Raw genomic sequence first — 19,462 nt, 5'->3', positions numbered from 1 at the left:
TCGGCTTCGGCCGGGGCCCTTTCTCGTGTCCGCGAGCCGGGCTCCGCCGGGGTCGACGCCCTCATGCCCATGGGAGGGCGCTGAGCGACCGTACACAGGCACCCAGGGGCCGTGGTCGGCGCGAGGGATCGCGGCGGTGTCGATGACCAGCGCCGTGGCACCCACGATGCCGACCGGGCGAACCCGAGAACGAGAAGAGGGGCGGATGCCGCAGCATCCGCCCCTCTTCTCGTGTTGTTCCGAGCGCTACTCTCCGAGCGTGCCGAGGTAGAGCCCGATGACCTTGGGGTCGTTCAGCAGCTCGCGGCCCGTACCGGTGTACGCGTCCTTGCCCTGGTCGAGCACGTAGCCGCGGTCGCAGATCTGCAGACAGCGTCGAGCGTTCTGCTCGACCATGATGGTCGTCACGCCGGCCTTGTTGATCTCCTTGACGCGCAGGAACGCCTCGTCCTGGCGCACGGGGGAGAGGCCGGCGCTGGGCTCGTCGAGGAGCAGGATGTGCGGGCCCATCATGAGTGCACGCGACATGGCCACCATCTGGCGTTCACCGCCCGAGAGCGAGCCGGCGCGCTGCGTGAGGCGGCGTCCGAGTTCTGGGAAGATCTCGGTCACGAACTCGAGGCGTTCCTTGAGGCCCTTGGGCTTCTGGTACATGCCCATCTCCAGGTTCTCCTGGATGGTGAGCGACGGGAACACGTTGTTCGTCTGCGGAACGAAGCCGACGCCCTTGGCGACGAGCTTGTTCGCCTTGAGGTTGGTGATCTCCTCGCCCTGCAGGAAGATTCCGCCCTCACGCACCTTCACGAGGCCGAAGATCGACTTCAGCAGGGTCGACTTGCCGGCGCCGTTCGGGCCGATGATGCCGATGAGCTCGCCCTGACGTGCCTGCAGCGAGCAGTCGTTCAGGATGTTCACCCCGGGCAGGTACCCGGCGGTGACGCTCCGCACATCGACGACGAGCTCGCCGACGGGTGCGGGGGCGGCGGGGGCTGCTGGACTACTGTTCGTCATCGATGAGCTCCTTCAGGACTTCGACGTGCTCTGTGTCGGTCTCGCCCAGGTCGGAGTCGTGGTGCGACCCGAGGTAGGCGTCGATGACGGCAGGGTTGGCCATGACGGTGTGCGGATCGCCTTCCGCGACGACCTTGCCCTCGGCCATCACGATCACCCAATCGGCGATGTGGCGGACCATGTGCATGTCGTGCTCGACGAAGAGCACCGTCATTCCCTGGTCCTTGAGGCCCAGGATGTGGTCGAGCAGCGACTGCGTGAGCGCCGGGTTCACTCCGGCCATCGGCTCGTCGAGCATGACCAGCGTCGGATCGCTCATGAGGGCTCGAGCCATCTCGAGGAGCTTGCGCTGGCCACCGGAGAGGCTGGCGGCGTAGTCCTCGCGCTTGGCGTCGAGCTTGAAGCGGGCGAGCAGCTCATCGGCCTTGACCGTGATCTCGTCCTCCTGCTTGCGCCAGAGGAACGGCAGGACGGAGCGGAACAGGTTCTCGCCGGTCTGTCCCTTCGCACCGAGCTTCATGTTGTCGAGCACCGTGAGGAGCCCGAGCGACTTCGTCAGCTGGAAGGTGCGGATGAGTCCCATGCGGGCCACGCGGTAGGCGGGCACGCGCTGCAGCGGCTTGCCGTCGAACTCCCACACACCCGCATCCGGCTTGTCGAAGCCCGTCAGCAGGTTGAAGAAGGTCGTCTTGCCGGCGCCATTGGGTCCGATGAGGGCCGTGATGGCACCGCGGGGGATCTCGACGTGCTCGACGTCGACGGCTGTCAGGCCGCCGAAGGTGCGTCGCACTCCGTCGGCGATGATGATCGGGTCGACCTTGCGGACTCCCGGGACGGCATCGCCGATGTGCAGGCCGGTCGTCTTGACCGGCGTGACTGTTGGGGTCGTGTCACTTGACAAAGGCCAACTCCTTCTTGTTTCCGAAGATGCCCTGTGGTCTGAAGATCACGATCAGCATGATCGCGACTCCGACGAGGATGAAGCGCAGCTGACCAGCCTGCACCTGGGTCATGAAGGGCAGCCAGCCGGCCTCCACGGCTCGGGCGATGAAGCCCGAGAAGAACGACAGCAGCACCCAGAAGATCATCGAGCCGATGATCGGCCCGAGGATGGTGGCGGCGCCACCGAGCAGCAGGATCGCGTAGATGAAGAACGTGAGCGAGGTCTGGTAGTTCGCCGGGACCACCGCACGCGGGAGCACGAAGATCATGCCGGCGAGGGTTCCGAAGACGCCACCGAGAACGAGGCTCTGCATCTTGTAGGAGTACACGTTCTTGCCGAGAGCCCGCACAGCGTCCTCGTCCTCACGGATGCCCTTGATGACACGGCCCCAGGGGCTGCGCATGATGAGCCAGGTGAGGATGCCCGCGATGATCACGACCGTCCAGCCGACGAGGCGGATCCACCAGTCGTAGGCGTTGTACTGGAACGGCCCGAAGCCGACAGTGCCCTCGAAGGTGAACGGGTTCAGAGCGCCGAAGCTGCCCTTGTACCCCTGCAGGCCGCTGGCGGAACCCGTGACGGACTCCCACGTTCCCGTGGTGAAGAGCAGTCGCAGGATCTCGGCTGCCGCGATCGTGACGATGGCGAGGTAGTCGGCCCGCAGTCGCAGAGTCGGAATACCGAGGATGAGCGCGAAGATCACCGAGGCCCCGACTCCCACCAGCACGGCGGCCCACACGGGGAAGCCGAAGGTGAGGATCGAGATGGCGTAGCCGTACGCGCCGAGGGCCATGAAGCCCGCCTGCCCGAAGTTCAGCAGGCCCGTGTATCCGAAGTGGATGGCGAGGCCGAGCGCAGCGAGTGCGTAGGCGGCCGTCGTCGGGCTGATGAGCTCCTGCGAGGCATTGGAGAAGATCTGAATCCAGTCGATCATGTGCCTGCCCCCTAACCGATTCTCTCTTTGCGACCCAGGATGCCCTGCGGTCGGAACAGCAGGATGAGGATCAGGATGATGAGTGCTCCCACGTACTTGAGGTCGGACGGGAGCCACAGGGTCGTGAGCTCAGTGAAGAGCCCGACGATGAGCGATCCGACCAGGGCACCGAACGCCGTGCCGAGACCACCGAGGGTCACGGCGGCGAAGACGAGCAGCAGGATCTGGAAGCCCATGTCCCAGCTCACACCCGGACGGGCGTAGGCGTAGAGGATGCCGGAGAGGCCGGCGAGCAGTCCACCGAGCACCCACACGATGCGGATGACCCCGTCGACGTCGATGCCGCTGGCCGAGGCGAGGCTCGGGTTGTCGGACACGGCGCGCGTGGCCTTGCCGATGCGCGTGCGGAGCAGGAAGTACGCGACCCCGAGCAGCACCACGACGCTGATGACCATGCTGACCACGTCGACCCACGAGAGGGCTACTGCGCCGAAGCGGATGTCGCTAGACAGGGTCGCGCCGGGCAGCTGCTGCGTGGCTCCTCCGTAGAAGAACTGGTAGACGTAGCGCAGTGCCAGGGACAGGCCGATACTCACGATCATGAGCTGGATGATGCCGACGCCCTTCTTGCGCAGCGGTTTCCAGATCATCGCGTCGAGCGTCCAGCCGAGTCCTGCGCTCAGAACCAGCGCGATGATGATCGCGATCCAGAGCGGCCAGGCCAGGTCGACGCCGAAGGTGAGCGTCATGAGGGCACCGAAGGTGATCATCTCAGCGTGGGCGAAGTTCGACAGCCCCGTCGTGCCGAAGATCAGCGAGACGCCGATCGCGGCCAACGCCAGGAGGAGACCGAAATTGAGGCCGTTGACGACGCGCTGCACGAACTGGTCGAAGAAGCTCGTCGTGACGCGCTGCCCCTCACCCAGGAAGAAGTTGACGGCCTTCGTCGCGGTGAGGGCGAACTCGGCCTCGATCGTCGAACCGCCCTTCGCGACGACGACGCCCTTGGGAAGGGTGTCCTCGTCGAGGGTGATCTTGTACGCGGCCTTCTCGGGAACTCCGATCTTCCACTTGCCGTCGGCATCAGTCGCCACCGTCGCCGTGTAGCCGTTGCCGGAGACCGTGATCTCCACGCCCTCCAACGGCTCCTGGTCGAACTGGACGTTGCCGACGAACGTGTAGTCGTACTCGGTGCCCACCTCGTCCGCTTGGGCTGGTGAGGCGTTGAATGCGCTCAATGTGAGAAATGCGAACAAGAGACCGACGAGGATCACGAGAGTTCTCGGTGATCGCCGACGAGCCGTATCAGTGGAATTCACTGAACCTCCATGGGGGGTGCCGCACCGGTCGTGCCGGTGGTGGCTCCTAGGTCAATCCTGACAACAACTTTGTCGACAGTACGTGCTGATTATGTCCTATGTGTTTCGCGAATGTGGTTGTCGACGCTGAGTGATTGTGTCGGGTGGAATGCCTGAGGCGCAAACTCGCTTAACATTGAGCAACTGGTCGGATCATCGTGGATTGCGGCTTCATAACGATCTGAACTCTGCAAAGGAATTTCGAGATGGGCGAGCACGATCCCTTCGGCTTCATCGGTCTGACTTACGACGACGTGCTGCTCCTGCCCGGACACACCGACGTGATCCCGAGCGACGCGGACACGCGCTCGCAGTTGACCCGGCGCATCGACGTCGCGACACCGCTGCTCTCTGCCGCGATGGACACCGTCACCGAGGCGCGCATGGCCATCGCCATGGCCCGTCAGGGTGGCATCGGCATCCTGCATCGCAATCTCTCGATCGCCGACCAGGCCGAGATGGTCGACCGGGTCAAGCGCAGTGAGTCCGGCATGGTCTCGAACCCTGTGACGACGACTCCGGATGCCTCCGTCGCGGATGTCGACGCCCTCTGCGCGACGTACCGGGTGAGCGGCCTGCCCGTGGTGGACGAGGCCGGCAAGCTCGTCGGCATCATCTCGAACCGCGACATCAGGTTCGTCGCCGACTTCGAGAAGTCCTCGACGAAGGTGAGCGAGGTCATGACGAACATGCCGCTCATCACCGGCCGCGTCGGCATGAACCCCGACGAGGCTCTGGCCATCTTCGCCAAGCACAAGGTCGAGAAGCTCCCCCTCGTCGACGAGGACGGCTACCTGACCGGCCTCATCACGGTGAAGGACTTCGACAAGAGCGAGCAGTACCCCAACGCCACCAAGGACTCCGAGGGGCGCCTGCGCGTCGGGGCGGCCATGGGCTTCTTCGGTGACGCGTGGGAGCGCGCCGAGGCCCTGCGTGACGCCGGCGTCGACGTGCTCGTGGTCGACACGGCCAACGGCGAGAGCGCCGGTGTGCTCGACATCATCCGCCGCATCAAGAACGACCCCACGTTCGCCCACATCGACGTGATCGGCGGCAACGTCGCGACGCGCGAGGGCGCCCAGGCCCTGGTGGACGCCGGAGCCGATGCCGTGAAGGTCGGCGTCGGGCCGGGTTCCATCTGCACCACCCGCGTCGTCGCCGGTGTGGGCGTGCCGCAGATCACGGCCATCTACGAGGCGTCGAAGGCCACGCGCCCCGCCGGTGTTCCGCTCATCGCCGACGGCGGGCTGCAGTACTCGGGCGACATCGCCAAGGCACTCGTGGCCGGCGCAGACACGGTGATGCTGGGATCCCTCCTCGCCGGTACGGCCGAGAGCCCCGGTGAGCTCATCTTCCAGAACGGCAAGCAGTTCAAGACCTACCGTGGCATGGGCTCGCTGGGAGCTCTGCAGACGCGGGGCAAGAAGACCTCGTACTCGAAGGACCGCTACTTCCAGGCCGACGTGCCGAGCGACGACAAGCTCATCCCCGAGGGCATCGAAGGTCAGGTCCCGTTCCGCGGTCCGCTCTCCGCCGTGGCCTACCAGCTCATCGGCGGGCTCCGTCAGTCGATGTTCTACGTCGGCGCTCGCACCGTCGAGGAGCTGAAGGCCAAGGGCAAGTTCGTGCGCATCACGCCGGCCGGCCTCAAGGAATCGCACCCGCACGACGTGCAGATCGTGGTCGAGGCCCCGAACTACACCAGGTAGCCGCTCGCTGAGGCCCACGCGTAGCGCGCGGCCGAAGTGCTTCGGCCATTCGGCTGAGCTCAGGGCCGCCCCCGACGCAGGCCCCACCCGCGCCTGCCTAGGCTCGCCGGATGGGGTCACGATGGGGGTTGATCGCTGCGGTCGCGGCGATGGTGGTGGTGGCGTCGACGGGGTGCACGCGGCTCGGCGGCGACGCCTTCGCCGAGGACGAGGCCTGGGCCGTCGCACAGCGGATCGGCGCCGACATGACGCCGCCGGGCATCAGTCCGCGCACTGCTGAGTGGCTCGTGGCCTGGCACGTGCCCGACGAGAACGTCGATCTCCCCGACGGGTCGTCGCGTCGGGTCGAGGCCCTGTCCTGGGGCGGCGACACCTCGGACCCCGATGGCGCCCGGATCGTTCTCCGCATCAGCGTCGACATCGCACCGCACAGTCCCGACACTGTCGGCGACCGGGGCCGGAAGGCCGGCTCCGCAACGCTGTGCGCCCACTATGAGATCGTCGGCGACAGCTACGACGACACCCTCGACCTCGATCGGATCGCGTGTCCGGACAGCGATGCGCCTCCACTGCCGTCTCCCACGGCCCCGCCCAGCCTCGACCCCTCCGCCGCGGACGTCCTCGAGGCCGTGCTGCGGTCGACGGATGCCGCCGGCCTCGAGGCGGCCGTGGGAGCGGCGTTCCCGCAGGACTACGTCACCATCGAGACGACCGCCCAAGACGGTCGGCTCATCGCGGCCGTCGGGGTGTCGGCGGAGGGCGACTGCGTCGTCGGCGTGCGTGAGCCCGACGGCAGCGTTCAGGCCGGAGGCGGCTACCCAGCCGAGTGGCTGATGCCCGGCGAGATCGGTTGTTCGACCCGACTCGTGACGGCGCCTCCGCTCTAGAGCAGCCCTGGACTCGCGGCCTACTCGACCAGCGCTGAGCCCGCGGCCAGCGCCGCCAGCCGGTCGATCGCCTCGCGGATGATCTCGGGGGAGGTGCCGAAGTTCAGTCGCGCATGACCGCGGCCCTGCTCGGCACCGAACTCCGGGCCGTTCGCGAGCGCCACCTTCGCGTGCTCGAGAGCGTGCGCGGCGGGGTCGTCGCCCCAGCCGAGCGCCGACAGGTCGAGCCAGGCCAGGTAGGTGGCGTCGGGAATGCGATAGCGCACGCCGGGAAGCTTCTGCGCGAGCAGCTCGCCGAGCAGTGCGGCGTTGGCGTCGAGGGTCTCACGCACCCCGTCGAGCCAGGCGCCGCCGGCCGAGAAGGCCGCGATGCTCGCGATCTCCCCGAACAGCCCCGTTCGCCACTGCACCTCGACGGGGAAGGCCGCGCGAACGGCATCGCCGCGGTCGCTCGCCGTGATGACGAGAGCGCACTTGAGCCCTGCGACGTTGAACGCCTTGCTCGCCGAGGTGACGGCGACGCCCACCTCGCGGGCGGCATCCGACACCGACAGGAACGGCGAGTATGCGGCACCCTCCCGCAGCAGGGCGTTGTGGATCTCGTCGCTGACGATGGTGGCCCCGTGCCGCTGCGCGATGTCGGCGAGGGTGCGCAGATCGTCGGCGGCGTGGCAGAGCCCGACCGGATTGTGCGGGTTGCAGAGAACCATCGCCCGCGCGCCGGCTGCGAACGCTGCATCGATGCCGTCGAGGTCGAGCCGCCAGCCGTCGTCGATCCCGCCGAGGAGGGGGACCTCGACGATGCGAGCGGACGCCTCGGGCGCCAGCTCGAAGAACGGCGGATAGACCGGGGGAGTGATGATCACGCCGTCGCCGGGCCGGGTGACCTGGCGCAGCACCTCGACGATGCCGAGACTGACGTCGGCCGTGCTGGTGACCCTGTTCGGGTCGACCTCCCACCCCCAGCGGTCGCGGGCGAATCCGGCGAAGGCCGTCGCCACGGCGAGGCTCGTGTAGACGTAACCGGTGTCGGAGCGTTCGACGGCGGCGTGCAGGGCCGCGCTGATGGGCGGCGCCAACGGGAAGTCCATCTCGGCGACGGTCAGCGGCAGCACGTCGTCGGGGTGCGTGCGCCACTTCTCGCTGGTGCGCTCGCGGAGGCTGTGGAGGGGTTCGGCGTCGATCCTCGTCATGGCTCCAGCTTGCCGCATCCGTGCGACAGCCCGGAGGATCCTGCCGCCGCGACCTGCTTCGAGGGTGCGATCTCGGTGTATCCTGATCGGCTGCCCACCCGCGGCGCCCGCTCAGTCGGGCTCAGGCGATCACGAGGAACTCGAAACTCATGGGCTACATCGACGTCAGCGACGTCTCCTTCACCCTCCCCGACGGCAGGCCCCTGCTCGATGCGGTCTCCTTCCGGGTCGGCGAGGGCGTCACGGGTGCTCTCATCGGCGCGAACGGTGCCGGCAAGTCGACGCTGCTGCGGATCATCCGTCGAGAGCTGGCTCCGGATGCGGGAGTCGTGTCGCTCGCCGGCGGGCTCGGCGTGATGGACCAGTTCGTCGGGCACGCGGCATCCGGAACCGTGCACGACCTGCTGGTCTCCGTCGCTCCGCAGCGGGTCCGCGGCGCCGCACTCGAGCTCGAGGCCAGCGAGAACGCGCTCATCGAGAACGACGACACCGCGACCCAGATGCGCTACGCCACGGCTCTCGCGGATTACGCGGATGCCGGCGGCTACGACCAGGAGACCGTGTGGGACACCTGCACCGTGGCAGCCCTCGGCATCCCCTGGGACCGAGCCCGCTACCGCGACGTCACCTCGCTCTCGGGCGGCGAGCAGAAGCGACTCGCCCTCGAGGCGCTCTTCCGCGGCCCCGAGGAGGTGCTGCTGCTCGACGAGCCGGACAACTACCTCGACGTGCCGGGCAAGCGCTGGCTCGAGGAGCAGCTGAGGGCGACCCGCAAGACCGTGCTGCTCGTCTCGCACGATCGGGAGCTGCTCGCGCGCGCGGCCGACCGCATCCTGACCGTCGAGCTCGGCGCCGCCGGTAACACGGTGTGGGTGCACGGCGGCGGCTTCGGCGACTACCACGAGGCGCGCGACGCCCGCATGGACCGGCTCGACGAGCTGCGACGGCGCTGGGACGAGGAGCACGCGAAGCTCCGCACTCTCGTGCAGACCCTCAAGACCAAGGCGACGTACAACGACGGCATGGCGTCCCGCTACCAGGCCGCCCAGACCCGGCTGCGCAGGTTCGAGGAGGCAGGGCCCCCCGAGGAACGACCGCCCGCCCAGGACGTCTCGATGCGCCTCCGCGGGGCGCGCACCGGCAAGCGCGCGGTGGTCTGCGAGCGGCTCGAGCTCACCGGGCTCATGCGGCCGTTCGACCTGGAGGTCTGGTACGGCGAGAGGGTGGCCGTGCTCGGATCGAACGGATCGGGCAAGTCTCACTTCCTGCGCGCGCTCGCCCGCGGCGGAACCGAACCCGACCGGATGCTCGGCCACGTCACCAGCATCGGGCAGGAGCTCGCGCCGGTGCCCCATACCGGCCGCGCCGTGCTCGGGGCCCGGGTCGTGCCCGGCTGGTTCGCCCAGACCCACCATCACCCCGAGCTGGCAGGCCGCACGCTGCTCGACATCCTGCACCGCGGAGACGAGGGCCGCACCGGCCTGCCGCGCGAGGCCGCGAGCTCTGCACTCGACCGCTACGGACTGGTGCGCTCGGCGCAGCAGAACTTCGAGTCGCTCTCGGGTGGCCAGCAGGCGCGGATGCAGATCCTGCTGCTCGAGCTCTCGGGCGCGACCCTGCTGCTGCTCGACGAGCCGACCGACAACCTCGACCTGGTCTCGGCCGAGGCGCTCGAGGAGGGGCTGGCCGCCTTCGACGGCACGGTGCTCGCCGTCACCCACGACCGGTGGTTCGCCCGCGGCTTCGACCGCTACCTCGTCTTCGGCGGCGACGGCGAGGTCTACGAGTCCGATCAGCCCGTGTGGGACGAGGCCCGGGTGGCGCGGGCTCGCTGAGCCTGCGGCATCCGGAAGCCCCCCGCGGGCTCGGCAGTAGGCTGGAGCACGTGAGTATGGAAATCGAGATCGGCCGCGCCAAGCGCGGTCGCCGTGTGTATGCGTTCGACGACGTCGCCATCGTGCCGAGCCGGCGCACGCGCGACCCTGAAGACGTGTCGGTGACCTGGTCGATCGACGCGTACCAGTTCGACATCCCGTTCCTCGCGGCTCCGATGGACTCCGTCGTCTCGCCGACGACGGCCATCATGATGGGTCAGCTCGGCGGCCTCGGCGTGCTCGACCTCGAGGGCGTCTGGACGCGCTACGAGGACCCAGAGCCTCTGCTCGCCGAGATCCGCACCCTCCCGCAGGACCAGGCCACTCGCCGCATGCAGGAGATCTACTCGGCACCGATCAAGCCGGAGCTCGTGACCGAACGCCTCGCCGAGATCCGCTCCGCCGGCGTCACCGTGGCTGGCGCCCTGTCGCCGCAGCGCACGCAGGAGCTCTACGAGACCGTCGTCGCCGCCGGGGTCGACCTGTTCGTCATCCGCGGCACCACGGTCTCGGCCGAGCACGTCTCGAAGAGCACCGAGCCGCTCAACCTCAAGAAGTTCATCTACGAACTCGACGTTCCCGTCATCGTGGGCGGTGCAGCCACCTACACGGCGGCCCTGCACCTCATGCGCACCGGCGCGGCCGGCGTGCTCGTCGGCTTCGGCGGGGGAGCCGCATCCACCACTCGCGCAGCGCTCGGCATCCACGCCCCGATGGCCACGGCCGTCGCCGATGTCGCCGGCGCTCGCCGTGACTACCTCGACGAGTCGGGCGGACGCTACGTGCACGTCATCGCAGACGGTGGCCTCGGAACCAGTGGCGACATCGTCAAGGCGATCGCCTGCGGTGCCGACGCCGTGATGCTCGGGTCGACCCTGGCACGGGCGACGGATGCCCCCGGTGGCGGTTACCACTGGGGTGCCGAGTCGCACCACTCCAAGCTTCCGCGCGGCAATCGCGTGCAGGTCGGCACCATCGCCCCGCTCGAGGAGATCCTCTACGGCCCGGCTCCGGTCGCCGAGGGCACGGCCAACCTCGTCGGTGCGCTGCGTCGCTCGATGGCCACGACCGGTTACTCGGACCTCAAGGAGTTCCAGCGGGTCGAAGTTGTTGTCGCGCCGTATCAGGGCAACTAACGTCGAAGTAACGACTCGCCTCAGGGAGGCCAATGATGGCATCTACGAACAACGTCAGCCGATCGTCCAAGCTCGGCCCTGAGGAACGCGCGGCTGCGCTGACGAGGATGAAGGAGCGGGAGCTCGACATCCTCGTGGTCGGAGGCGGGATCGTGGGGGCCGGAGCGGCGCTCGACGCCGTGACCCGTGGGCTCAGCGTCGGGCTGCTCGAGCAGCGCGACTGGGCGTCGGGAACGTCGAGTCGGTCGTCGAAGCTCGTGCACGGCGGCATCCGCTACCTGGAACAGCTCGACTTCAGGCTCGTGCGTGAGGCGCTCATCGAGCGCGGTCTGCTGCTGCAGCGCATCGCGCCTCACCTGGTGAAGCCGGTTCGCTTCCTGTACCCGCTCAAGAAGCGCGTGATCGAGCGCTGCTATATCGGCGCCGGCATGCTGCTGTACGACATCTTCAGCTACAGCGGCGGACGCCCGCCCGGTGTCCCGCACCACCGTCACCTCACGAAGAGCCAGGTGATGCGCGCCATCCCATCGCTCTCGAATGACGCCCTCGTCGGCGGCATCACCTACTACGACGCCCAGGTCGACGACGCTCGCTACGTGTCGTCGCTCGGGCGCACCGCTTCCTTCTACGGGGCTCACGTGGCCACCCGCGTCAAGGTCGAGGGCTTCATCAAGGTCGGCCAGCGCGTCGTCGGCGTGCACGCCCACGACCTGCAGACCGGGGAGCGCTTCGAGGTGCGGGCCAAGCAGGTGGTGAACGCGACGGGCGTGTGGACCGACGACACCCAGCGCATGGTGGGCGAGCGCGGAACCTTCAAGGTGCGAGCTTCCAAGGGCATCCACCTCGTCGTGCCCCGCGACCGCTTCCAGTCCTCGATGGGACTGCTGCTGCGCACCGAGAAGAGCGTGCTGTTCGTCATCCCGTGGGGCCGGCACTGGCTCATCGGCACGACGGACACCGACTGGAACCTCGACAAGGCGCATCCGGCAGCCACCGCGGCCGACATCGACTACCTGCTCGAGCACGTCAACAGCGTGCTGGCGACGCAGCTCACCCGGGAGGATGTCGAAGGCGTCTACGCGGGCCTGCGCCCCCTTCTCGCCGGAGAGAGCGAGCAGACCTCGAAGCTCTCCCGCGAGCACCTGGTCGGCCACAGTGTTCCCGGTCTCGTCGTGATCGCGGGAGGCAAGTGGACGACGTACCGCATCATGGCGAAGGACGCGATCGATGCGGCCGCGGATGCCCTCGACGGACGCGTACCGCCGTCGACCACCCAGGAGATCCCGCTGCTCGGAGCCGAGGGCTACTGGGCGGCCTGGAACAAGCGTCGCAAGATCGCCAAGGCGTTCGGCGTGCACACCGTGCGCATCGAGCACCTGCTGAACCGGTACGGCACTCTGACCGACGAACTGCTCGACCTGATCCGCGACGATGCCTCCCTGGGGGAGCCGCTGCCGGGTGCGGACGACTACCTCGGAGCCGAGGTGGTCTACGCCGCATCCCACGAGGGCGCCCTGCACCTCGAGGACGTGCTCGCTCGACGCACCCGCATCTCGATCGAGGCCTGGGACCGGGGAGTCTCAGCGGCCCCTGTGGCGGCCAAGCTCATGGGCGGCGTGCTCGGCTGGGACAAGGAGCGTCAGGAGCGCGAGGTGGCGAACTACCTCAAGCGCGTGGCCGCCGAGCGCCAGTCGCAGGAGCAGCCCGACGACGAGTCGGCCGACCGCGTGAGGCTCGAGGCGCCCGACATCATGACGCCGTAGCGCGAACCCACGTCTCCGGGCTGGATTCGCCCCTGATTCCCAGCCGATTCGGGCCCGCAGGGCGCTCTTGTTAGGGTGGAAGGACTGCCCCCGAGACGTACGGAGTTCCAGCCATGGTCGATGTTCGGCGCGTCAAGCTCCCCGGGGTCGGGGTGCTGCACACCTTCATAACCGACGACGGCGGCAAGGTCGGCGTCATCGCCCACCGCTCCGGCCACAGCGACCTCGTCACGTTCTCCGATGAGGAGAACGACGCCGAGAAGGTGTCGCTGCGCCTGAGCGAGGACGAGGCTCACACCCTCGCCGAACTGCTCGGTGGAACACAGATCACCGAGACCCTCACGGCACTCGACCAGATCCCCGGACTCTCGATCGACTGGTTCACCGTCGACTACGACGATCACATCGCCGGGCAGCCGCTGGGTGACCCTGCCGATGCCGGCGTCGCCGGTCTCACCGTCGTCGCCGTCGTGCGCGGGGAATCCGCGAACCCGGCTCCGGCTCCCGACTTCAAGGTCTTCCCCGGTGACACCCTCGTGGTGGCCGGTGCGCCGGACAAGGTCCTCAAGGCCTTCGCCTACTTCCGCACCGGGAGCCGCGCCGCCACGTCGGCCACCGACGCGCCGCCCGGAGGCTGAGCCATGCACTTCGGCCCAGAACTCATCACGCTCGGCATCCTGCTGATCGTCGCGTACGCGCTCGGACGCCTGGGGAAGATGGTCGGACTGCCGACCATCCCGATCTACATGATCGTCGGGCTCCTCGCCAGTCCGCACACCGGGTGGTTCCCGCTCAACTTCGAGAACCACTACATCGAGCTCATCGCCGTCTTCGGGCTCATCATGCTGCTGTTCAACCTCGGCCTCGAGTTCGACCAGGACGAGTTCTTCGGCAATGCGGGCAAGCTGCTGATCTCGGGCGGCTCGTACATCGTGCTCAACATGGGTGCCGGTCTCCTGTTCGGCTTCATGGTCGGGTGGGGGCCGCGCGAGGCCCTGGTGATCGCCGGGATGACGGCCACGTCGTCGAGCGCCATCGTCACGAAACTGCTGATCGAGCTCAAGCGCCTGCCCAACCGCGAGACGCCGATGATCCTCGGCGTGACCGTCGTCGAGGACATCTTCATCGCCATCTACCTGGCGATCGTCTCCGTCGTGCTGAGTGGTGAGACCGACATCGGTCCCATCCTCATGAAGCTCGGCATCGCCTTCACGTTCCTCGTGATCATGTTCAGCGTCGCGCGGTGGGGAGGCAAGTTCGTCGGCCGCATCTTCCGCACCAAGGACGACGAGCTCTTCACCATCCTGTTCTTCGGCCTGGCCGTCATGTTCGGCGGCATCGGCGAGGTTCTCGGGGTGACGGATGCGATCGGCGCCTTCCTCATCGGCCTCGTGCTCGGTGCAACGCGCTACCGCAACAAGATCGAGCACATCGCCCTGCCACTGCGCGACGTCTTCGGCGCTTTCTTCTTCCTGAACTTCGGCCTCGCGATGGACGTCGGCGCCTTCCCGTCGGTGCTGCTGCCCGTCGTCATCGCCATCGTGATGACCATCATCCTGAACGTGGCCGCCGGGCAGTTCGTGGCGCGCATCAACGGCCTCGGGGTACAGGCCGGCATCAATGCGGCGGTGATCCTGCAGAACCGCGGCGAGTTCGCCCTCATCCTGGCGACCCTGTCCGTCGGCGCCGGGCTCGACGAGCGCATCACCCCCTTCGCCGGCCTCTACGTGCTGGTCATGTCGATCATCGGGCCGCTGCTGGCGGCGAACTCCGAGAAGATCGGGGCGAGGATCATCCGGAAGAAGCCCGAGAAGCAGCGGCGGGAACGCGATCCGATGCTCGACGAGGAGATCGCGCTGATGGAGGCCGCGACGAGCGGTCTCAGCACCAGTCACACGGACGAGACGGCCGAAGCGGTCGAACGTCTCATCGACGTGAAGGACAATGGATCAGACACACCCCGCTCGAAGGACGACGACTAGATCCATGCTCCGGATGATGGTGCGCCCCCGGTGGGTGCTCGCACTGCTCGCTGCCCTCGCGATCGCGGCCGCATTCGCCGTGCTCGGCCAGTGGCAGCTGAGTCGGGCCGTCGAGTCGTCGCGTGTGGAGACGCATCCGACCGAGACCATCGTTCCGCTCGCCGAGAAGGCCGAACCGTCGAAGCCCATCCGGCAGACCTCCACGGGCCAGATGGTGTCGGTCACGGGTCGCTGGGTTCCCGGCGATGAACAGATCGTCGGCAACCGCGTGAACGGCGAGGCCACCGGGTACTGGGTGGTGAGTCACCTGGCGGTGGACGCCGACGGTGAACCCGGCCTCCCGGTCGCCCGCGGCTGGGCCGCCGACGAGAAGACCGCCCGTGCCGTCGCAGCCGGCCTCGCCGACGAGGGCACCGAGGCCGTGACGGTCATCGGCCGTCTGCTGCCGACCGAGGCACCCGAGGCTCCGGACGACGGTGCCGATCCGCACTCGATGACGACGGTCTCGACGGCTGCGCTCATCAACCTGTGGGCCGACTTCGACAACCGCGACGTCTACACGGCCTACGTCGTCGAGATCGAGCCTCCGACGGGGCTGACCCCCATCGACTCGCCGCCCCCGTCACAGGAGGTGGAGCTCAACTGGCTCAACGTCTTCTACGCCGTGGAGTGGGTCGTCTTCGCCGGCTTCGCCATCTTCCTCTGGTACCGGCTGGTGCGCGACGCGTACGAGCGGGAGCAGGAGGAGGCGGCGGATGCGGCAGCGCAGGCCCCGGCCGAGACGACCTCCAGCGCGCCGTAGAATGGTGGGCATGCCGCTCGCACCCAAACCCGCTGATTTTCCGCGCATCCGGGGGGCGGTGAAGTTCTACCAGGTGGCCTCGGTCATCACCGGAACCCTCCTGCTCGCCCTGTGCGCCGAGATGCTCCTCAAGTACCTCGGAGGCCTCGAGATCGAGCTCGCCGGGCCCTCCGGCTTCCTCGCCCTCGTTCCTGCAGGCACCACCACCGCGGTGAACCTCTCGACCGGCATCCTGATCGTGCACGGCTGGTTCTACGTCGTCTACCTGTTCAGCGACTTCCGCCTGTGGAGCCTCATGCGCTGGCCGTTCACCAGGTTCATCGTCATCGCGCTCGGCGGTGTCATCCCGTTCCTGTCGTTCTTCCTCGAGGGCCGCATCGCCCGTGAGGTGAAGGCGTACCTCGCGTCACGGGAAGCCGAAGCCGCGCCCGTCGTCGCCCCGACCACCCCCACCGTGGAGGCCACCCCGTGAGCGAGACCTCGCAGCGCCCAGTCCTCGTCGTCGATTTCGGTGCGCAGTACGCGCAGCTGATCGCCCGACGCGTCCGTGAGGCATCCGTCTACTCCGAGATCGTGCCGCACACGATCACCGCAGCCGAAGTCGCTGCGAAGAACCCCATCGGCATCGTCCTCTCCGGCGGGCCGTCCTCGGTCTACGAGGAGGGCGCCCCTGCGCTCGACACGGGCATCCTGGAGCTCGGGGTTCCGACCCTGGGCATCTGCTACGGCTTCCAGGTGATGGCGACCCAGCTCGGCGGCGAGGTCGCCCACACGGGCCAGCGCGAGTACGGGTCCACCGCCGTGACCGCCCGCACCGACGACAACCAGCTGCTCCGCGGCCAGCCCACCGCGCAGACGGTCTGGATGAGCCACGGCGACTCCGTCGCCATCGCACCGGACGGCTTCGAGGTGCTCGCATCGACGGCCTCGACCCCCGTCGCGGCCTTCGCCAACGACGAGAAGCGCTTCTACGGAGTGCAGTGGCACCCCGAGGTCAAGCACTCGCAGTACGGCCAGGACGTCATCGTCAACTTCCTGCACAAGGCTGCCGGCATCCCCGCCGACTGGAACAGCGGCAACGTCATCGCCGAGCAGGTCGAGAAGATCCGCGCCCAGGTCGGGTCCGCCCGTGTCATCGCCGGGCTCTCCGGCGGCGTCGACTCCGCGGTGGCCGCGGCCATCGTGCACGAAGCCGTCGGCGACCAGCTGGTCTGCGTCTTCGTCGACCACGGCCTGCTGCGCCAGGACGAGCGTCGCCAGGTCGAGGTGGACTACGTGGCCGCGACCGGCATCCGCCTGGTCACGATCGACGCCCGCGAGCAGTTCCTCACGGCCCTCGCCGGCGTCTCGGACCCCGAGACCAAGCGCAAGATCATCGGCCGCGAGTTCATCCGCTCCTTCGAGCAGGCGGAGCGCGACCTCATCGCCGAGGCCGACGCCGACGGCGAGCCCATCCGCTTCCTCGTTCAGGGCACCCTGTATCCGGATGTCGTCGAGTCCGGCGGAGGGTCGGGAACGGCGAACATCAAGAGCCACCACAACGTGGGCGGGCTGCCTGAAGACCTGCAGTTCGAGCTCGTCGAGCCGCTGCGCGCCCTCTTCAAGGACGAGGTGCGCGCGATCGGCCGCGAGCTGGGACTGCCCGAGGAGATCGTGGGACGCCAGCCGTTCCCCGGCCCAGGCCTCGGCATCCGCATCGTCGGCGAGGTCACCGAGGCGCGCCTCGAACTGCTGCGGCACGCGGATGCGATCGTGCGGGCCGAGCTCTCGGCCGCCGGTCTCGACGGCGAGATCTGGCAGTGCCCCGTCGTGCTGCTGGCCGACGTGCGCTCGGTGGGCGTGCAGGGCGACGGCCGCACCTACGGACACCCGATCGTTCTGCGTCCGGTCTCCTCCGAGGACGCGATGACAGCCGACTGGACGCGCCTGCCGTACGACGTGCTGGCGCGCATCTCGAACCGGATCACCAACGAGGTGGCCGATGTGAACCGCGTGGTGCTCGACGTCACGTCGAAGCCGCCGGGGACGATTGAGTGGGAGTAGGGGCGTAGGTCGCTGTCGCGGCCCGGCATCTCGCTCCTCAGCTCAGACATTGACATGTTCGGGGCACCCCGTAGTGCGTGGGGTGCCCCGAACATGTCAAAACTCGCACCCCGCGAAATACCGCGCCGCGACAGCTTCGGCGTGGGGGAGTGGCTGGCTGGTGCCCACTCGAGGCGCGGCTGGCTCAGACGCTGGCTACCCGCTGGGTCGAGTAGCGACCGAGCGCAGCGAGGACGCGTATCGAGACCACTCCCGGCGCGAACTCCGCTGACTCGTACACGTGACGGTCATCGGCGGGTGCTGGCGAGGGCGGCGCCGCGCACGGGAGGATGGACCCATGGCTGAGATCGAGAACTCGAAACTGACCGTCGTCGGCGCTGGAAGCGTGGGGGCCAGTCTCGCGTACGCCGCGCTCATCCGCGGGTCGGCTCGGCATGTGGCGCTGTACGACATCAACACGGCCAAGGCCGAGGCCGAGGTGCTCGACCTCGCACATGGCACCCAGTTCACCGGCTCGAGCACCATCACGGGCGGCGGCGACGTCGGGGTGGTCGAGGGCTCGAACGTCGTCGTCATCACCGCCGGAGCCAAGCAGGAGCCCGGCCAGACGCGGCTCGACCTCGCCGGCACGAACGTGCGCATCCTGGAGAAGCTGTTGCCGTCGCTGCTCGAGCAGGCACCCGATGCCACCTACGTGCTCGTCACCAACCCCTGCGACGTGCTCACCGTCGTGGCGCAGAGGATCAGCGGACTCCCCTCTCATCGCGTCTTCTCCTCGGGCACCGTGCTCGACACCTCGCGGCTCAGGGTTCTGCTCGCCCGGCGCGCGGGCGTCGCGACCTCGAGCGTTCACGCCTACATCGTGGGCGAGCATGGCGACACGGAGTTCCCGCTGTGGTCGAACGCCTCCATCGGAACAGTGCCGCTGCTCGCCTGGGGTGGCGGCTCGGTGTTCGCGGCCGAGGAACTCGACGACATCGCCGCGGAGGTGCGCGACGCCGCCTATGCGGTCATCCGCGGCAAGGGCGCCACGAACTACGCCATCGGACTCTCGGGCGCCCGCATCGTGGAGGCGCTGCTGCAGGACGAGCACGCCGTCATGCCCGTCAGCACGGTGCTGAGCGACTACCACGGCATCGACGGCATCGCCCTGTCGGTGCCGAGCATCGTCAGCGCGTCAGGCGTGCGGCCGATCCGCGAGACACCGTTCTCGCCTCAGGAGGAGGCTCGGTTGCAGGCCTCGGGTGACGCCCTGCGAGCCTCGCTGGCGTCGCTCGGCTATTGATTCGAGACATTTTCGGCGACGCTGTCGATCGGGACGGCATCCGTTCGACGTCTGAGTGAAGGCCCACGACGGGCCACCATCACCAAGGAGGAACACCATGAAGTACATGCTGATCATGCGCGGCACCGACGAGGCCTACGACGCATACAAGGCGATGCCGTTCGAGGAGGTCATCGCGGCGATGGGCCGCTACAACGAGGAGCTCATCAAGGCCGGCGTGCTGCTGGCGGGCGAGGGCCTCACCGACGCGAGCGAGGGCTTCGTCGTCGACTTCGCCTCGGAGACACCGCTCGTGACCGACGGCCCCTACGGCGAGACGAAGGAGCTGTTCAACGGCTTCTGGATCCTCGAGGTCTCGTCGAAGGAGGAGGCCGCGGAATGGGCGAAGAAGGTGCCTCTCGGCCCCGGCAGCTTCATCGAGGTGCGTCGCGTGACCGAGATGAGCGACTTTCCGCAGGACAACGAGTTCGTCCAGCGCGAGGCCGAGTTCCGCGCGGCGAACGACCCGACGTTCAAGCTCTGAGCCTGGCGCCCGACCGTCG

17 protein-coding genes are annotated in these 19,462 nt (G+C 68.0%); 12 read left to right on the top strand and 5 right to left on the bottom strand.

The features are described 5' to 3' along the window. Positions 1-246 precede the first annotated feature (246 nt). From E4M00_RS02375 to E4M00_RS02360, 4 genes are read right to left on the bottom strand one after another with little or no spacing between them, the layout of a single operon-like run. Positions 247-1,011 carry an ABC transporter ATP-binding protein gene (locus E4M00_RS02375; RefSeq protein ID WP_055821236.1) on the bottom strand — a complete coding sequence of 255 codons (765 nt, stop codon included), beginning with the start codon at positions 1,009-1,011 and terminating at the stop codon, positions 247-249. Next, entirely contained in the window at positions 998-1,912 is a 915-nt protein-coding gene (locus tag E4M00_RS02370) for an ABC transporter ATP-binding protein (RefSeq protein WP_056165833.1), read from the bottom strand. The genes E4M00_RS02375 and E4M00_RS02370 overlap by 14 nt, the downstream gene beginning before the upstream one ends. Further along, positions 1,902-2,885, bottom strand: a complete 984-nt coding sequence (locus E4M00_RS02365; protein ID WP_056167757.1) for a branched-chain amino acid ABC transporter permease — start codon at positions 2,883-2,885, stop codon at positions 1,902-1,904. Before E4M00_RS02365 ends, E4M00_RS02370 begins: the two co-directional genes overlap by 11 nt. 14 nt (positions 2,886-2,899) lie before the next feature. Continuing rightward, entirely contained in the window at positions 2,900-4,159 is a 1,260-nt protein-coding gene (locus tag E4M00_RS02360; protein WP_135119202.1) for a branched-chain amino acid ABC transporter permease, read from the bottom strand. A 293-nt stretch (positions 4,160-4,452) separates the two neighbouring features. On the opposite strand from E4M00_RS02360, the gene guaB reads away from it, so the two are divergent. Beyond that, positions 4,453-5,955: an IMP dehydrogenase gene (guaB, locus tag E4M00_RS02355; RefSeq protein WP_135118929.1), complete on the top strand. Its 1,503-nt coding sequence runs from the start codon at positions 4,453-4,455 to the stop codon at positions 5,953-5,955. A gap of 110 nt (positions 5,956-6,065) precedes the next feature. Then, positions 6,066-6,842, top strand: a complete 777-nt coding sequence (locus tag E4M00_RS02350; protein ID WP_135118928.1) for a hypothetical protein — start codon at positions 6,066-6,068, stop codon at positions 6,840-6,842. A 20-nt stretch (positions 6,843-6,862) separates the two neighbouring features. Here the strand turns inward: E4M00_RS02350 and E4M00_RS02345 are convergent, their stop codons facing one another. Further along, positions 6,863-8,035, bottom strand: a complete 1,173-nt coding sequence (locus E4M00_RS02345; protein ID WP_135118927.1) for a MalY/PatB family protein — start codon at positions 8,033-8,035, stop codon at positions 6,863-6,865. A gap of 149 nt (positions 8,036-8,184) precedes the next feature. Between E4M00_RS02345 and E4M00_RS02340 the strand changes: the two genes are divergently transcribed. From E4M00_RS02340 to E4M00_RS02295, 10 genes are all read left to right on the top strand, one after another. Continuing rightward, on the top strand, positions 8,185-9,870 hold the full coding sequence (locus tag E4M00_RS02340; RefSeq protein WP_135118926.1) for an ABC-F family ATP-binding cassette domain-containing protein: 1,686 nt from the start codon (positions 8,185-8,187) through the stop codon (positions 9,868-9,870). Between the two features lie 56 nt (positions 9,871-9,926). Then, positions 9,927-11,045, top strand: coding sequence for a GuaB3 family IMP dehydrogenase-related protein (locus E4M00_RS02335; protein ID WP_056165852.1), 1,119 nt, complete (start codon positions 9,927-9,929; stop codon positions 11,043-11,045). Between the two features lie 35 nt (positions 11,046-11,080). Further along, positions 11,081-12,808, top strand: a complete 1,728-nt coding sequence (locus E4M00_RS02330; RefSeq protein WP_135118925.1) for a glycerol-3-phosphate dehydrogenase/oxidase — start codon at positions 11,081-11,083, stop codon at positions 12,806-12,808. 113 nt (positions 12,809-12,921) lie between these two features. Then, positions 12,922-13,446: a cation:proton antiporter regulatory subunit gene (locus E4M00_RS02325; protein ID WP_056165858.1), complete on the top strand. Its 525-nt coding sequence runs from the start codon at positions 12,922-12,924 to the stop codon at positions 13,444-13,446. A 3-nt stretch (positions 13,447-13,449) separates the two neighbouring features. Further along, complete coding sequence (locus tag E4M00_RS02320; protein WP_056165862.1) at positions 13,450-14,790, top strand: cation:proton antiporter; 1,341 nt, start codon at positions 13,450-13,452, stop codon at positions 14,788-14,790. A 16-nt stretch (positions 14,791-14,806) separates the two neighbouring features. Continuing rightward, a complete protein-coding gene (locus tag E4M00_RS02315) occupies positions 14,807-15,592 on the top strand; it encodes an SURF1 family protein (RefSeq protein ID WP_204772951.1) in 786 nt (261 codons plus the stop codon). A 10-nt stretch (positions 15,593-15,602) separates the two neighbouring features. Further along, complete coding sequence (locus E4M00_RS02310) at positions 15,603-16,064, top strand: DUF3817 domain-containing protein (RefSeq protein WP_135118923.1); 462 nt, start codon at positions 15,603-15,605, stop codon at positions 16,062-16,064. Further along, entirely contained in the window at positions 16,061-17,635 is a 1,575-nt protein-coding gene (gene guaA, locus E4M00_RS02305) for a glutamine-hydrolyzing GMP synthase (protein ID WP_135118922.1), read from the top strand. The genes E4M00_RS02310 and guaA overlap by 4 nt, the downstream gene beginning before the upstream one ends. 337 nt (positions 17,636-17,972) lie before the next feature. Then, a complete protein-coding gene (locus tag E4M00_RS02300) occupies positions 17,973-18,920 on the top strand; it encodes an L-lactate dehydrogenase (protein ID WP_135118921.1) in 948 nt (315 codons plus the stop codon). Positions 18,921-19,017: 97 nt separating this feature from the next. Further along, the gene (locus E4M00_RS02295; RefSeq protein ID WP_135118920.1) at positions 19,018-19,443 is read left to right on the top strand and encodes a YciI family protein; all 426 of its coding nucleotides are present in this window, start codon (positions 19,018-19,020) and stop codon (positions 19,441-19,443) included. Positions 19,444-19,462 lie beyond the last annotated feature (19 nt).

Source organism: Orlajensenia leifsoniae (assembly GCF_004570845.1).
In the GTDB taxonomy this organism is placed as follows: Bacteria; Actinomycetota; Actinomycetes; order Actinomycetales; family Microbacteriaceae; genus Orlajensenia; species Orlajensenia leifsoniae.
This window is presented reverse-complemented; position numbering and strand designations above follow the sequence as displayed.

Bases quoted from the DNA above. Each gene is read 5' to 3' on its own strand.
- E4M00_RS02375 (WP_055821236.1), bottom strand. From the start codon at position 1,011: ATGACGAACAGTAGTCCAGCAGCCCCCGCCGCCCCCGCACCCGTCGGC.
- guaB (WP_135118929.1), top strand. From the start codon at position 4,453: ATGGGCGAGCACGATCCCTTCGGCTTCATCGGTCTGACTTACGACGAC.
- E4M00_RS02350 (WP_135118928.1), top strand. From the start codon at position 6,066: ATGGGGTCACGATGGGGGTTGATCGCTGCGGTCGCGGCGATGGTGGTG.
- E4M00_RS02345 (WP_135118927.1), bottom strand. From the start codon at position 8,035: ATGACGAGGATCGACGCCGAACCCCTCCACAGCCTCCGCGAGCGCACC.
- E4M00_RS02340 (WP_135118926.1), top strand. From the start codon at position 8,185: ATGGGCTACATCGACGTCAGCGACGTCTCCTTCACCCTCCCCGACGGC.
- E4M00_RS02335 (WP_056165852.1), top strand. From the start codon at position 9,927: ATGGAAATCGAGATCGGCCGCGCCAAGCGCGGTCGCCGTGTGTATGCG.
- E4M00_RS02330 (WP_135118925.1), top strand. From the start codon at position 11,081: ATGGCATCTACGAACAACGTCAGCCGATCGTCCAAGCTCGGCCCTGAG.
- E4M00_RS02325 (WP_056165858.1), top strand. From the start codon at position 12,922: ATGGTCGATGTTCGGCGCGTCAAGCTCCCCGGGGTCGGGGTGCTGCAC.
- E4M00_RS02320 (WP_056165862.1), top strand. From the start codon at position 13,450: ATGCACTTCGGCCCAGAACTCATCACGCTCGGCATCCTGCTGATCGTC.
- E4M00_RS02315 (WP_204772951.1), top strand. From the start codon at position 14,807: ATGGTGCGCCCCCGGTGGGTGCTCGCACTGCTCGCTGCCCTCGCGATC.
- E4M00_RS02310 (WP_135118923.1), top strand. From the start codon at position 15,603: ATGCCGCTCGCACCCAAACCCGCTGATTTTCCGCGCATCCGGGGGGCG.
- E4M00_RS02300 (WP_135118921.1), top strand. From the start codon at position 17,973: ATGGCTGAGATCGAGAACTCGAAACTGACCGTCGTCGGCGCTGGAAGC.
- E4M00_RS02295 (WP_135118920.1), top strand. From the start codon at position 19,018: ATGAAGTACATGCTGATCATGCGCGGCACCGACGAGGCCTACGACGCA.